11 protein-coding genes are annotated in these 14,249 nt (G+C 66.5%); 5 read left to right on the forward strand and 6 right to left on the reverse strand.

Annotated elements, in window-relative coordinates:
- Window positions 1-140 precede the first annotated feature (140 nt).
- From maiA to ACTZWT_RS18880, 5 genes are all read right to left on the reverse strand, one after another.
- A complete protein-coding gene (maiA, locus tag ACTZWT_RS18860) occupies window positions 141-797 on the reverse strand; it encodes a maleylacetoacetate isomerase (RefSeq protein ID WP_444771207.1) in 657 nt (218 codons plus the stop codon).
- Window positions 794-2,140, reverse strand: a complete 1,347-nt coding sequence (gene hmgA, locus ACTZWT_RS18865) for a homogentisate 1,2-dioxygenase (RefSeq protein ID WP_444771208.1) — start codon at window positions 2,138-2,140, stop codon at window positions 794-796. Before hmgA ends, maiA begins: the two co-directional genes overlap by 4 nt.
- Before the next feature lie 48 nt (window positions 2,141-2,188).
- Window positions 2,189-3,139, reverse strand: a complete 951-nt coding sequence (locus tag ACTZWT_RS18870; RefSeq protein ID WP_444771278.1) for an MBL fold metallo-hydrolase — start codon at window positions 3,137-3,139, stop codon at window positions 2,189-2,191.
- A 190-nt stretch (window positions 3,140-3,329) separates the two neighbouring features.
- A complete protein-coding gene (locus tag ACTZWT_RS18875; RefSeq protein WP_444771209.1) occupies window positions 3,330-3,539 on the reverse strand; it encodes a DUF2783 domain-containing protein in 210 nt (69 codons plus the stop codon).
- Between the two features lie 237 nt (window positions 3,540-3,776).
- The gene (locus ACTZWT_RS18880; protein WP_444771210.1) at window positions 3,777-5,450 is read right to left on the reverse strand and encodes an FAD-dependent oxidoreductase; all 1,674 of its coding nucleotides are present in this window, start codon (window positions 5,448-5,450) and stop codon (window positions 3,777-3,779) included.
- 107 nt (window positions 5,451-5,557) lie between these two features.
- Here ACTZWT_RS18880 and ACTZWT_RS18885 point away from each other — a divergent pair, with 107 nt between their 5' ends.
- Window positions 5,558-6,055 carry a MarR family winged helix-turn-helix transcriptional regulator gene (locus tag ACTZWT_RS18885; protein ID WP_444771211.1) on the forward strand — a complete coding sequence of 166 codons (498 nt, stop codon included), beginning with the start codon at window positions 5,558-5,560 and terminating at the stop codon, window positions 6,053-6,055.
- Between the two features lie 125 nt (window positions 6,056-6,180).
- On the opposite strand, the gene ACTZWT_RS18890 is transcribed toward ACTZWT_RS18885, so the two are convergent.
- A complete protein-coding gene (locus ACTZWT_RS18890) occupies window positions 6,181-8,061 on the reverse strand; it encodes an autotransporter domain-containing protein (protein WP_444771212.1) in 1,881 nt (626 codons plus the stop codon).
- 546 nt (window positions 8,062-8,607) lie between these two features.
- Between ACTZWT_RS18890 and ACTZWT_RS18895 the strand changes: the two genes are divergently transcribed.
- The 4 genes from ACTZWT_RS18895 to ACTZWT_RS18910 all read left to right on the forward strand — a co-directional run bounded on the left by ACTZWT_RS18895 (window position 8,608) and on the right by ACTZWT_RS18910 (window position 14,188).
- Window positions 8,608-9,234 carry an OmpA family protein gene (locus ACTZWT_RS18895; protein WP_444771213.1) on the forward strand — a complete coding sequence of 209 codons (627 nt, stop codon included), beginning with the start codon at window positions 8,608-8,610 and terminating at the stop codon, window positions 9,232-9,234.
- Between the two features lie 297 nt (window positions 9,235-9,531).
- Window positions 9,532-11,667, forward strand: a complete 2,136-nt coding sequence (locus tag ACTZWT_RS18900) for a caspase family protein (RefSeq protein ID WP_444771214.1) — start codon at window positions 9,532-9,534, stop codon at window positions 11,665-11,667.
- Between the two features lie 103 nt (window positions 11,668-11,770).
- Window positions 11,771-12,193: a hypothetical protein gene (locus tag ACTZWT_RS18905; protein WP_444771215.1), complete on the forward strand. Its 423-nt coding sequence runs from the start codon at window positions 11,771-11,773 to the stop codon at window positions 12,191-12,193.
- Between the two features lie 351 nt (window positions 12,194-12,544).
- On the forward strand, window positions 12,545-14,188 hold the full coding sequence (locus ACTZWT_RS18910; protein WP_444771216.1) for a caspase family protein: 1,644 nt from the start codon (window positions 12,545-12,547) through the stop codon (window positions 14,186-14,188).
- Window positions 14,189-14,249: the final 61 nt, after the last annotated feature.

Consider the following 14,249-nt stretch of genomic DNA (forward strand, 5'->3'; position numbering starts at 1 on the left):
CCGGGCTTGTCCCGGCCATCCACGTCTTCTTTGCGGCAACGCAGCTTTCGTGGATGCCCGGGACAAGCCCGGGCATGACGGGTTGAGAGATTGAGCTCGAAGTCTTTGGATTGCTCGGCTCCTCGTAATGACGGAACAAGCTATTCCGCATCCGGCTGCCGGCCCGGCTCCGCCGCCACGAAGGCGTCGAGCTTCATCGCTTCGGCTTCGATCTGGCGGATGCGTTCGAACGGGGCGAGGTCGGCGTCGAAGCGGCGGGCGTTGAACACTTGCGGGACGATGCACAGATCGGCGAGCGTCGGCTCGTCACCATAAGCAAACGGCCCCGGCGTCTGCGAAAGCCTCGCCTCGATCGCCGCAAAGCCCTGCTCGATCCATTGCTTCGACCAGCGCGCGCGCTCGATGTCGTCGACGCCGAGCTCGGTCAGCCGTTTCAGAATCCGCAGATTGCCGAGCGGATGGATGTCGCAGGCGACCGCGTAGGCCATTTCGCGCACGATCGCACGGGCCCTGGGATCTTTCGGCAGCAGCGGCGGCTCGGGATGGGTCTCGTCGAGATATTCGATGATCGCCAGCGATTGCGCCAGACTGAAATCGCCCTCGCGCCAAAACGGCACCGAGCCGGCCGGATTGATCCAGCGGAAGGCTTCGAGATTCTGCTCGCCGTTGCGCAGATGCACGTAGCGCTGTGCGACGACGACGCCCTTCAGATTGAGCGCGATCCGCACGCGGTACGCCGCGGAAGAACGGAAGTAGCCGTACAGCACCGCGGCGTCGTGATCGGCAGCCGTCGTCATGGCCGGCTCGGGTCGAAGCGCTTCTCCAGGCCGCGCCAGCAATCGGCGTAGTCGTCCTGCAGCGTGCCCGCGGTCGCCGCATATTCGGTGACGCGCTGCGGATAGCGGGTCTCGAGCATGAAGGCCATCGTGCCGGTGAGTTTCACCGGCTTCAGCTCGCCGTTGGAAGCATGATCGAACGCCTCGCGATCGGGCCCATGCGGCAGCATCATGTTGTGCAGCGACGCGCCGCCGGGCACGAAGCCCTGCGGCTTGGCGTCGTAGACGCCGTAGATCAGCCCCATGAATTCCGACATGATGTTCATGTGATACCACGGCGGCCGGAAGGTGTTCTCCGCCACCATCCAGCGCTCCGGGAAGATCACGAAGTCGATATTCGCGGTACCGGGCGTCTCCGACGGCGAGGTCAGCACGGTGAAGATCGACGGATCGGGATGATCGAAGCCGATCGCGCCGACCGGCGAGAAGGTACGCAGATCGTATTTGTACGGCGCGTAGTTGCCGTGCCACGCCACCACGTCGATCGGCGAATGCGGCAGCGTCGTCCGCCACAGCGATCCGCCCCATTTCACGAACAATTCGGTCGGCGTGTCTTTCTCTTCGTAAGCGGCGACCGGCGTCAGGAAGTCGCGCGAATTGGCCAGACAATTGGCGCCGATCGGGCCGCGCTCCGGCAGCGTGAAGGCGCCGCCGTAGTTCTCGCACAGATAGCCGCGCGCCGGGCCATCGATCAGCTCGACGCGGAATTTGACGCCGCGCGGGATCACCGCGATCTCGGCGGGCTCGATGCTGATGACGCCGAATTCGGTGACCAGCCGCAAGCGGCCCTGCTGCGGCACGAACATCAATTCGCCGTCGGCATCGTAGAAGTGCTGATCGACCATCGAGGCGGTGATCAGATACATATGCGCGGCCATGCCGGCCTGCGTATTGACGTCGCCGGCCGTGGTCATCGTGCGGACGCCCTGCACGAAGGTGACGTCCTCCGCAGGCATCGGCGGCGCGTCCCAGCGCAATTGCGCGATCGGCATGTCGTGCTCGAGGCACGGTGCGGACCGCCACAACCCACTATCGGCCTTGGCGAAGCGACCGGAGTGCTTCACCGAGGGCCGGATACGATACAGCCAGCTTCGCTCGTTGGCGCCGCGCGGCGCGGTGAACGGCGAGCCTGATAATTGCTCGGCATAAAGCCCGTAGGCCGCGCGTTGTGGCGAGTTGCGCCCGACCGGAAGCGCGCCGGGCAGCGCCTCGGTCTCGAACGAATTGCCGAAGCCGGACATGTAGCCCGGGGTGATGCCCTGCGAGGCCTGGCCGATGATCTGCGGCGCGGCGTTGATGTTCATGTCATCCTCCAATTCCGTTACGCATGATGTCGCCCCCGGCCGGAATTATCAGCCCTGCAGCGCGGCCCACATCTCCTGGTCGCGCTCGGCGGTCCAGATCACCGGATCGTCGATGCCCGAGGCCTCGTCGAACGCGCGCGAGACGTTGAACGGCAGGCAGTGCTCGTAGATCGCGAAGCTCGAAAACTTCGGGTCCATCTTCTCGCGGGTCGCGTCCCAGGTCTCCTTGAGGCTGAGGCCCTTGGCGACGGAGATTTCGGCGGCGCCATACAGCGTGCCGACGAAATCGCGCGTCATCGCGATCGCCTCGCGGGTGGTTTCCAGGCCCTTCAGTGCGTCGCCGCGCCCCGGCGCAATCGCCTTGGGGTTGAACTCGCGGATCTCGTTCAGCGTCATCGGCCATTCGCGCAGATAAGCGTCGCCGCAGTAACAGGCCGAGTGATATTCGACGAGGTCGCCGGTGAACATCACCTCGGCGTCGGGCACCCAGGCGACGATGTCGCCGGAGGTGTGCCCGGCGCCGAGCTGCATCAGCCGCACCTCGCGCTTGCCGAGATAGATCGACATCTCGCCGTCGAAGGTCAGCGTCGGCCAGGTCAGGCCGGGAATGCTTTCGGCGTCCTGGAACAGCCGCGGGAAGCGGCCGTATTCGGAATCCCAGTCCTGCTGGCCGCGCTCTTCGATCAGGCGAAAGGTCTCCTGCGAGGCGACGATGCCTTCGGCCCCATAGGCCGAGGCGCCGAGCACGCGCACCGCGTGATAATGCGACAGCACGACGTATTTGATCGGCTTGTCGGTGACGGCGCGGACGCGCTCGATCACCTTGCCGGCCATCGCCGGCGTCGCCTGCGCGTCGAACACCAGACAGCCGTCCTCGCCAACGATCACCGCCGAATTCGGGTCGCCCTCCGCAGTGAAGGCGTAGAGATCGGGGCCGATCTCGGAGAAGGTGACCTTCTTTTCGGCGAGGTCGGTGGTGGAAGCGAAGCCCTTGGCCATGTGGTGGTCCTTAGTGTTGGTCGTCAAACTCTGACTCGGTTCTCTGATGCGCGTTCTACGAAGCCTCTCGGTTCGTCATTCCGGGATGCGCGCCTCGGCGCGCAGGCCCGGAATCCATAGTCCCGGCGGTGGTTATGGATTCCGGGTTCGCGCTACGCGCGCCCCGGAATGACGAACTTGAAGATTGCGATTATTGCTCACTCACGACACTCCGCTTCGCCAGCGTCACCGCCTCACGCAGCAGATCGAGGTCGCCGATGTGGTTGGCGAGGATCAGCACCAGCGCTGCGTCGAGCGCCGCGCTCTGGTCGTCGCCGAGCCCGCGATGCGCCTCGACGATCAGCCGATAGGCAGCGTCGGGATCGGCGAAATTGCTGCTGGTCGAGAGCGCGGCGGTCATTGGGCGGCCCTCCCTGGCGAGGCGGCGCGCTCCCTCTCCCCGCCTGCGGGGAGAGGGTCGGGGTGAGGGGGCGTCTCGACGAGTCGCAGAGGCTCGGCCGCGTGGAAGCGCCCCCTCACCCGCCCGGCTTCGCTGCGCTTCGCCGGGCGACCTCTCCCCGCGCGCGGGGAGAGGTTCGGCACTGCGCGTCGCTGTGCATGTTCGAAACTCGTCAGGTGGAACATCATGTCCACGCCCTCATCGTCCGCTCGCCCGTGCCAGCGCGGCGTCGAGCGCGGCCGGTGTCGGGTGCCTGAACCGGGCGGCGACGTAGCCGTCGGGGCGGAGCAGATAGGCCGAACCCGGCGTAGTGTCGTAGCGCCTCGCGAAGGCGCCGTCGCTGTCCCGCAGCGGCGCGTCGCTGCCGTTGACAGCACCGATGCGGATGCTGCGCAAGCCCGCCGGCAGCGGCGGCGACGCGCCATTGGCGCTTTCCAGCAGCACGAAGCCACAGCCGCTCGCCTTGAACGCCTCGGTCAGAAACATCGGCTCGCCATCGGCAGCCGTCAGCGGCGCGTCGAGCATCGCGGCGCCGGGCTTCGGGCCGGCACTCCACGAATCGGCATCGGGGGTCGACAGCGGACTATCGTAAACCGACGGCGTCGACAGCCGGCCGGCATTGACCATGCGCTTGGCGAAGTCGACCTCTTTGGCGAGCGCGAGCGCTGCGTCGCGCAGCCGGCGCTCCTGCTTCGAATGCGGCGCAATGAAATCGGTCGAGCGGGTCGAATGCCGGATGTTGTCGTCGGCGGCCTGGCCGCGTTCGATCTCGTAAGAGTCGAGCAGGCTCGCGGGCGCCTCGCCGCGCAGCACCATGGCGAGCTTCCAGGCGAGGTTTTCGCCGTCTTCCAGCCCGGAGTTTGCGCCGCGCGCGCCGAAGGGCGAGACCTGATGGGCGGAATCGCCGGCGAAGATCACCCGCTCGTGCAGGAAGCGCTGCATCCGGCGGCACTGGAATTTGTAGACCGAGATCCACTCGAACGAGAAGTCGCCATGGCCGAGCATCCGCTCGATCCGCGGCCGGACATTCTCGGGCAGTCGCTCGACCGCCGCATCGGCGTCGGCGCCGATCTGCAGATCGATCCGCCAGACATCGTCGGGCTGGCGATGCAGCAGCGCCGACTGGCCGGCATGGAACGGCGGATCGAACCAGAACCAGCGCTCGGTCGGGAATTCCGCCGTCATCTTGACGTCGGCGATCAGGAACTGGTCCTCGAACACTTCGCCGGCGAACTCGGCGCCGACCAGGCCGCGCAGCGCCGAGCGCGCGCCGTCGCAGGCCACCACATAGTCCGCCGCCAGTCGATACGGCCCCTCGGGGGTGTCGATCGTCAGCACCGCGTGGTCGTTGTGCTGCGCCAGCGCTGTCACCTTGTTGCGCCATCGCAGATCGATCTGCGGCAATTGCTGCACGCGCTCGACCAGAAAGGCTTCGGCGTAATATTGCTGCAGGTTGATGAAGGCCGGCATCCTGTGGCCGGTCTCGGGCAGCAGATCGAAGCGGTACACCATCTCGTCGCGGCGGAAGACCTTGCCGACCTGCCAGACCACGCCCTTGTCGAGCATCTGGGAGCCGACGCCGAGCCGGTCCCAGACTTCGAGCGAGCGCTTGGAGAAACAGATCGCGCGCGAGCCCTCGCCGATCCGGTCGGCGTCGTCGAGCAGCACGACGCTCTGCCCGCGCTGCGCCAGATCGATCGCCAGCGACAGCCCGACCGGGCCGGCGCCGACGATCACCACCGGATGGCGCCGCCCACCATCGAGAGCTGCGCGGTCCTGATCGGGGTGGCGGCGGTAGCCGAACTGGAAATGCTCCTGGGCCTGAAGGGGCATCGGCCTCAGCCTGTTCGACCCGGGAAACCGGGAAGGCATGGGCGGCCCGGCAAAGCGCTGGTCAAGGCGTCCTCCTGCATGATAGTTTCATTTGCAACCATCTAAGCCGGCCTCGCCGCGCCGCGCAACCCGAGCCGGAGATTTTTTTGAGCAAGCTCGATCTGTTTTCGTTCGTGCCGTTTCAGCTCAACCGGCTGGCCGCCGAGGTCAGCGCGGCGCTGGCCTGCGAATATCAGCAGCGCTACGGGCTCGATATTCCGGGCTGGCGGATTCTCGCCACGCTCGGCTTCCGCGACGACGCCTGCACGGCGCAGTTCATTTCGCAGTGCACCAGGACGCACAAATCAACCATCAGCCGTGCGGTGACCGCGCTGCTCGAGCGCGAACTGATCGAGCGCGTCGAGAACGAGGACGATCGCCGCGAATTCCGGCTGCAACTGACGCACAAGGGCCGCGCGCTGTATCACGAGCTGGTGCCGCGGCTGAAGCGGCGGGAACAGGAGATCCTGTCGTGCCTGTCGGCGCGCGAGCGCGCCGGTCTGGCAGATGCGCTCGGCAAGATCGAGCGGCATCTCGACCTGATCCAGGCGAGCCATGATCAGGACGTGCCGGCGGCGATCAAACCGCGGCTGTCGGCCGGCTGACGATCGGTCGGCTCGGGCCGACGGCCGGCAGTCCTGAATAGACAGTCTTGAGCAGACAGTTTTGGAACGCGAAAGGCCCCGGCTTGCGCCGGGGCCTTTGTCGGTGGGGGTGACCCGCGCAGGGCTCAGTACTTCGCCACCAGCACGGTCGGGGCGAAGCGGTAGTTCAGGCCGACGGTCGAGATGAAGCCGTTCTGCTTGACATCGATCGTCGAGTTCGGCGTCTCGTAGCGCTCGCGGCCCATGTCGAAGTAGTTGGTTTCGGTGCGCACCGTCCAGTTCTTGCTGAGCGCGAACTCCGAGCCCACTCCGATGGTCCAGCCGGCGCGGCTGCGGCTGGCGTTCTCGCCGCAGCCGGGCAGACCCAGCGGGTTGAACGGTCCGGTGTTGCAGGTGGTGGTGACCTTCAGGTCGCCGAAGGCGCCGCCGCCGCGGACATACCACAGCGACCGATCCCACAGCGCATAGCCGAGCTTGGCGGTCGCGGTCCCCATCCAGCTGACGTTGGTTTCGCAGGTGAAGAACACGCTGGACGGGCACGGGCGCGCGCCGTTGGCATTGGTCGCGTTGAGAGCTCCCTCGACGCCGACCACCCATTTGCCGAACTGATAGTCGTAGCCGATCTGGCCGCCGCCGATGGCGCCGGCGAAGCGCGGATCGGTGGTGGTGCCGCCCGGCTGGAAGGTCCAGTCGGTCCGGCCGTTCAGCATGCCGAAGCTGCCGCCGATGAAGAAACCGGTCCAGTTGTAGGCCGAGTGGATCAGCACCGGCGCCTTGGCCGCCTTGGTGTAGAGCGGCGCGGCGACCACCGCCTCGGGGGCGAACTGATAGCGCACGCCGCCGTTCAGGCTGTAGCCGTCGATGTGATCGCCGGTGCGGTAGTCGGCACGGACGTAGCCGAGCAGCCCGGTGTTGACGATCTGACCGGCGACGCCGAGGCCGAACTGGCCGTAGGTGCCGAGGTTGGAACTGGAGATATTGCCGGTCACCGACGGAATAATGCCGTTGGTGGCCGCTGAAGCCGCCGCGCCGTTGAACGACGACGTCACCGCACCCCTGAACTCGTGATAGACGCTGGCGATCGCGAACGGCTGCCAGATCATGTTGCCGGAGGCGATGCTGGTGCCGCCGCGCAGGCTGAAGCGACCGAGCGTGCTGTTAATGTCGTCGACCTGCAACTGCCCCGGGAAGGTCACGCCCGGCGTGAAGCTCGCGGGCAGCACCACCGACCCGGTGACGTTGAGCGGATCGACCTTGACCTTCGAGACCACGATACCGGCCGAAGGCTCGATGAACCAGTTGTTCGGCAGCGCGTGATTGTAGCCGACATTGCCGGTGAAGGAGAGGCCGCGCGCATCCAGCTTCTGGCCGAAGATGCCGCCGACGATCGGGTCGCTCACCGAGTTCTGGTAGTAGTCGAGGCGGACCTGGCCGTCGGCGAAGAAGCCGCCCTTGGTCATCGCCACATAGACGCCGGCGAACGGCACCTGCAGCGTATCCTCGAAAGTGCCGCCGAGCGGATTGAGCACGCCGGCCGACGATTTGTCGCGCGACTTGGCGCCGAGATAGCCCACCGTCGAGCCGAGATGCAGGTTCCAGCCATTGTAGTTCAGGATCGAGGTATCGGCCCCGACCTGGACGCCGGCGAAGCTCAGCTTGTTCTCGTTGTCGCAGGTTACCGTGCCCGGCAGGGCGCCGACGCCCGAGACTCCGACATTGGTGGTCGTGCTGGTCGATTTGGTGGTGACTTCACCGCCGATCGCGCGGGTCCAGACCCCGCCGCCCTCCTGATTCGGCCCCGGATTCGGCGGCGCGCTGACGAAGGCGGTCGACTGGGTGAGAAACGCGGTGTTGGCGGTGTTGATCGCCGACACCAGCGAGTTCACGGCGCCGCCGGCGGCGAACGGAAGAACCGATGAGGGATTGAAGCCGGGCACCAGACCCGGGACGAAACTGCCGGTGCCGGTACACGCTGCAATGGCGCCGGTGGAAACGGAGGTAGCCATCGCGAAAGCGAAGCCTGCCAGAATTCGTGCCCGAGCGTTCCGCATACCTGTCGATCCCCCATCCACAACCTGAAATCCCGTCGGCACCCCGCCGCCGAGGCCGACGGGATGTTTCGCATTATTTCTAAGTCACAGGCTTCGGCATCGGCAAGGACGAGGGCCGGCCGGAGGGATGCAGGACCCGACAATTCAAGGTCATGTGCTATTGCAGCAACATCTGTGACGTCGGTTACTATTCACGCTGGTAGTACCATCTGGGCGGACGCATTCGTCGAGTACGCACTCGATATCAGCCCCTCCGCCTGCTCGCTCCGGGCGATTCGCGTACCGACTAAATTCGTGAACTGCTTGAACATTTGGCGCCGGTCCGGCGTCCAAGGTGAGAGGGAGACGTGCCCACCCTGCGCACCGCCGCCGTTACCGGACGCGCCTCCAATCTCCGCCCTGAGTGATCTCCGTCACAGCGATCGGCAGGACTCGGGGGGCATACTGATCACCATGAGGACCGGGGTATCGCGGAGCGTCCCCGGCCAGATGGAGCGAACCATGATGATTCGGCAGATCAATATCAGCCTGGCGCTGGCCGCCGCCGTTCTGGCAGGCAGCCTTGGTATCAGTATGACCGCGACGCAGGCCGGCGAGGTGTCCTCGCAGCAGATTCGCGATCAGCTCAAAACCTCCAAGACCCGCAGCCTGAGCGGGGCCCGTGCGGCAATAAGTCCGGAAGATCTCGCCACGATCAAGCGGGTCAGCCGGACCCGCTCGCTGTCGGCCGGCGACCGCAACCAGATCGCCGCGATCGCTGCCAAGCGGCCGACGATCGATCTCGAGATCAACTTCGACTACAATTCCGCGACCCTGTCGCCGCGGGCCGAGCCGCAGCTCAAGAGCCTCGGCGACGCCCTGACCAGCAGCGACCTGAAGAACGCGATCGTCATGCTGGCCGGCCATACCGACGCCAAGGGCGGCGATGATTACAATCAGAACCTGTCGGAACGACGGGCCGAAGCCGTCAAGAGCTACCTGATCGAGCGCTACCGGATCCGGCCCGACAATCTGGTCGCAGTCGGCTATGGCGAGAAACAGCTCAAGACCTCGGCCGATCCGTTCGCGGCGGAAAACCGCCGCGTCCAGATCGTCAATATGGCCGAGCACGACGAAGCGACGAATTAGCCGAGGCCGCGTGCCGCCATCAATCGCCCCCGGCGCCGGTGATTGATCGGGCGCCGGGTTGGCGATAGGATGAGGCAGGTATCCGATCTTGCTTCAGGCGACCGGAACGCGCGTCACGCAGCTGCGTCACGTTACTTGTTCACGTTACTTGTGACGTGTGTCGCGTTAGTCGTGTCGCGTGACGTGTGTCACGTGACTTGCGTCGTGTGACGTGTGTCACGCCCGCATGCGTCGCGCACTGTTACGCCTTGAATGAATGAGGATCTACCCGGCGGCGAGCCGCCCGCAGGAATCGACATGATCGAGCGTCTTGGTCCGATTGCAGCGACGATTGGCGCAGCCATCCTGGCGGTGGCGATGTCGTCCGGCGCTGCGCTGGCCGAAGCCAGGCGCGTCGCGATGGTGGTCGGCAATTCGCTGTATCAGAGCGTTCCGCAACTCCCCAACCCGTCGCGCGACGCCGACGCCGTCGCCCGGATGTTCAAGGACGCCGGTTTCGACGTCACCCGGGTGATCGACGCCGGCAACCTCGATTTCAAACGCGCGATCCGCAAGTTCGAGACCGACGCCGACCAGGCCGACGTCGCCGTGGTCTACTACGCCGGACACGGCATCGAGATCAGCGGAACCAACTACCTGATCCCGATCGACGCGCGGCTGGCCAGCGACCGCGATGCCGAGGACGAGGCGATTCCGCTCGAGCGACTGGTCTCGTCCGCCGACGGCGCCCAGAAGCTGCGCGTGGTGATTCTCGATGCCTGCCGCGACAACCCGTTCACGGTGCGGATGCGCCGCGAGCGGAAAGTGGCGAGCCGCAATGTCGTGTCCGGCCTCGGCAAGGTCGAACCGACCAGCACCGATACGCTGATCGCCTATGCGGCGAAGGCCGGCTCCACCGCCGAGGACGGTTCCGGCGATCACAGCCCGTTCACCACCGCGATCCTGAAGAACCTCACCGTGCCGGGGCTCGATATCCGGCTGGCGTTCGGCCGGGTGCGCGACGAGGTGATGAAGGTCACAGGCAACAAGCAGGAGCCGTTCGTGTACGGTTCGCTGGGCGGCGGCAACGTGTCGCTGGTGCCGGCACCGGCAGTGGCGCAGGAGGCGACGGCGAGCGACGTCAAGGCCGACTACGATCTGGTCGCCAGGATCGGCTCGCGCCGCGCCTGGGAGGTGTTCCTCGCCACCTACAAGACCGGCTTCTATGCCGATCTGGCCCGCGCCCAGATCGCGAGCCTGACGGATCAGGTCCCGGGCAGTGCACCGCCGGCGGCAGGTCAGGTCAAGACCGCGGCGGTCGATCCCGACACGGTGGCGCCGGGGCGCGAAGTCAATTCACGGGAAGCGCTGGACTGGGACCGCGTCAAGGACAGCAACGACATCGCGGCGCTGCAGAAATTCATCAAGCGCTATCCGGATTCGCCGCAGTCGATCACCGCCCAGAGCCGCCTCGAACTGCTGCAGCAGATCGCCCGCGAGCGGCAGGAGCGTGCCCGCGCCGAGCGCGAGGCGGCGGCGCGAACCGCGGAACTGGCGAAGCTCCAGGCCGCGCAGAAAAAGGCCGAGGAAGCCGCCACGCGCAAGCGGGAGCAGGAGGAACGCCGCGCCCAGAAGGCCGAGGCCGAAGCCAAAGCCAAGGCGGAGGAAGCCGAGCGCAAGGCGGCCGAAGCGAAACACAAGGCAGACGAAGCCGAACGTCAGAAATCCGCGAAGGAGGCCGCAGCGTTGCGCGCGGAGAGCGAAAAGCGGGCCAAGCAGGCCGAGGATGAGCGGCGCAAGGCCGCGGAGGCGGCCATTCAGGAGACCGTCTGCAAGGATCAGCAGGCCAGATTCGAAGAGCTGAACGGCAAGAGCGATAAGCCCTCGGCGCTCGACGACATGACGGCGTTCGCCAAGTCGATCACCTGCAGCCGGTTGCAGCCGATGGTCGCCATGGCGATCGACCGGCTGAAGCTCGAAGCCGAAAAGCGCGCCGCCGCACTGCCGAACTCGCCGCAGCTCGTTCGCTCGGCCCAGACCGAACTGGCGCGGATCGGTTGCCTCGGCGACAAGCCCGACGGCGTGCTCGGCGACCAGACCAGAACGGCGCTCGGGCGCTATCTGAGTATCAAGAGTCAGCCTTCGGGCGACATCAGCGTCACCGAGGCGCTGGTGTCCGACCTCGGCAAGCAGTCCGGCCGGGTGTGCCCGCTGGAGTGCAAAGCGGGCGAGATCGCCAAGGAGAACAGCTGCGTCGCGAACAAGACGCCCGACGAGCCGAAGGCGGCGGCGACGCGCCGCCAGCGCGACGATGACGATCGCGCAGGGCGCAAGCCGTCACGCCGCGAGGCCAAGCAGGAGCGCCGGCAACCGCGGCCCGAGCCGCGCGCCCGCCAGCAGGCCACCTCGCGGCCGAGCGGCGGCGCCGCCGCGATGATCGGCGTCGGCTTCTGAGTGCGACCGAACCGGGCGATCCGGCCGTGACACCGGACGATGGGGCAATCCCGGCACTGTCGACGCCGGCCATGCGAGAAGGCCATGAGTGAAGAGGTGATCGATGCACGACTATCCACGCCTGACGCGACACGCGATCGCCGCGGCCGGGTTCGCCGCGACCGCCGCCGTGCTTCAGGTCTCCGCCACCCAGGGCGCAGTCGCCAGTAACGAGGCCATCACCACGCCGGTGAAGCTCGGCGTCATCGAACAGGGCGTCGCCACATCCGAAACCGAAGCGGCGGCCGCCGACAATCGCGGCGCTGCGACGGGCAATTCGTCGTCAGGCTCCGCGCCGGCCGCAATGCCGATCCAGGCGGCCGGGACAGCATCGGCCTCCGGCGCGATGGCGAAAGCGCCGGCAGCGAAGCGCATGCGCGGCGCGACGGCCCCGCGATCCCTGCGCCGTACCGAAGCCGGCGAGGCGCGCGGCGGAGCATCGTGGCAGCGGCGTCACTTCGTGCTGATGCTGGGCATCGGCTATTGACGCCAGCAGCGTCGCGCCGGCGCCGTTTCCGGAACAGCGCGTCGCGCGCGCACGATCCATCACATGCAACATCCATCACATGCATGATCCATCACATGGATGTCTTCCGCCAACAGCTCGCCAACCGGCGTCCCTCGGCCTGCCGCGCAGCCGCCGGAAAGATACGCGCGTAACAAGCCGAGCGTGACGGCTCGACGACACCACCTGAACTCACCATGCCGCCGAAAGCCGACGTCGCGGCTGATTGACAGTGGCGACCGGCACAGTTTGATAATATGAAGACCATTGATTGAAATCAGGTCGCCATCCGGCTCCGCCTGGATCGGCGCCCCATCTCAGGACCGGGGTTGAATGAAGATCCGCATCGCGTTGCTCGTCCTCCTCACCTTGCTGACGGCACCGGCGACCGGATCGCTTGCCGCCGATGGCGGGCGCGTCGCGCTGGTGATCGGCAACGCCAAATATCCGGACTCCGAAAAGCCGCTCAAACAGCCCGTCAACGACGCGCGCGATCTGGCGGACGAGCTGAAGCGCGACGGCTTCGATGTCGAGGTCGGCGAGAACCTGACCGGCGACGCGATGCGGCGCGCCTTCGACCGGTTGTATAATCGCGTCAAGCCCGGCTCGGTCGGGCTGGTGTTCTTCAGCGGGTTCGGCATCCAGTCCGGCCGGCAGAGCTACATGATCCCGGTCGACGCCCAGATCTGGACCGAGCCGGACGTCCGCCGCGACGGCATCAGCCTGGAGACCGCGCTCGGCGAACTCAACAGCCGCGGCGCCTCGGTCAAGATCGCGCTGATCGACGCGTCGCGCCGCAATCCGTTCGAACGCCGGTTCCGCAGTTTCTCGGCCGGCCTCGCCCCGATCATCGCGCCCGGCGGTTCGCTGGTGATGTACTCCGCCGCACTGAGTTCGGTGGTCAGCGACAATGGCGGCGATCACAGCCTGTTCGTCAGCGAACTGCTCAAGGAAATCCGCGTCCCGGGACTGAGCGCCGAGGAAGCGCTCAACCGCACGCGCGTCGGCGTCACACGGGCGTCGCGCAGCGAACAGGTGCCGTGGATCTCGTCGTCGCTGGCGGAGGATTTTTCTTTCGTGCCCGCCGCGGCGACCGCCGCGAACGACAGCGCGACGAAGGCCGGCCCGACGCCCGGCGCGATCGTCGATCGCACGCCGCCCGGAACGCCGGTCGAGACCAAACCGGCGCCGCCGACTCCGCCGGTCGCGGCAACGCCTGACCCCAAGCCTGCTGCGCCTGAAAAATCGGCCACGCCTGCGGCGCCCGCCACGGCTGCTGCGCCCGCCAACAATGCGCCCGCGAAGCCCGTCGAACTCGCCAAGCAGATCGAGCTTCCGAAGCCGATCGACGTGCCGAAGGAGCTGCCCAAAGAGCTTTCGAAGGAACTCGCGAAGGACCTCGCGAAGGACCCTGGGACCACCAAGGCCGCCCCGGCCGGCGATCCGAAGCAGGACGACGACAAGGTCAAGCTGGCGCTGCGCGACGACCCGACGGTCCAGAGCCTGAGCAGCCGGATCGAGGAAAATCCGTCGGACGCCAACGCGCTTTACCGGCGCGGCCAGGTCTATGCCAGCAAGGGCGCCTACTGGTCGGCGATCAAGGATTTCGACGACGCGATCCGGCTCAACCCGCGCGACGTCGAGGCCTACAATAACCGTTGCTGGGTGCGCACCATCGTCGACGAACTGACCACGGCGCTGCGAGACTGCAACGAGGCGCTGCGGCTGCGCCCGAATTTCGTCGACGCGCTGGACAGCCGCGGCCTGCTCAACCTCAAGAACGGCCAGAACAAGAACGCGATCGCCGATTTCGACGCCGCCCTCAAGATCAATCCGCGGCTGACATCGTCGCTGTACGGTCGCGGCCTCGCCCGGCAACGCGCCGGGATGAAATCCGAAGGCGAAATCGACATCACCACCGCCAAGGGGATGGACCCGAACATCGTGAAGGAGTTCGAGAGCTACGGGATACGCTGACTGCGACGCACCGCCTCACCGCGGCATTGAACCTCCTTTGCCCCGCAAGCGACGATTGATC

It is taken from the genome of Rhodopseudomonas sp. NSM, from assembly GCF_052445935.1.
Classification (GTDB): Bacteria; Pseudomonadota; Alphaproteobacteria; order Rhizobiales; family Xanthobacteraceae; genus Rhodopseudomonas.

What these genes read in the sequence shown, in the direction of transcription:
- maiA (WP_444771207.1), bottom strand. Translation starts at nt 797, where the DNA reads ATGACGACGGCTGCCGATCACGACGCCGCGGTGCTGTACGGCTACTTC.
- hmgA (WP_444771208.1), bottom strand. Translation starts at nt 2,140, where the DNA reads ATGAACATCAACGCCGCGCCGCAGATCATCGGCCAGGCCTCGCAGGGC.
- ACTZWT_RS18870 (WP_444771278.1), bottom strand. Translation starts at nt 3,139, where the DNA reads ATGGCCAAGGGCTTCGCTTCCACCACCGACCTCGCCGAAAAGAAGGTC.
- ACTZWT_RS18875 (WP_444771209.1), bottom strand. Translation starts at nt 3,539, where the DNA reads ATGACCGCCGCGCTCTCGACCAGCAGCAATTTCGCCGATCCCGACGCT.
- ACTZWT_RS18880 (WP_444771210.1), bottom strand. Translation starts at nt 5,450, where the DNA reads ATGCCTTCCCGGTTTCCCGGGTCGAACAGGCTGAGGCCGATGCCCCTT.
- ACTZWT_RS18890 (WP_444771212.1), bottom strand. Translation starts at nt 8,061, where the DNA reads ATGGCTACCTCCGTTTCCACCGGCGCCATTGCAGCGTGTACCGGCACC.
- ACTZWT_RS18895 (WP_444771213.1), top strand. Translation starts at nt 8,608, where the DNA reads ATGATGATTCGGCAGATCAATATCAGCCTGGCGCTGGCCGCCGCCGTT.
- ACTZWT_RS18900 (WP_444771214.1), top strand. Translation starts at nt 9,532, where the DNA reads ATGATCGAGCGTCTTGGTCCGATTGCAGCGACGATTGGCGCAGCCATC.
- ACTZWT_RS18905 (WP_444771215.1), top strand. Translation starts at nt 11,771, where the DNA reads ATGCACGACTATCCACGCCTGACGCGACACGCGATCGCCGCGGCCGGG.
- ACTZWT_RS18910 (WP_444771216.1), top strand. Translation starts at nt 12,545, where the DNA reads ATGAAGATCCGCATCGCGTTGCTCGTCCTCCTCACCTTGCTGACGGCA.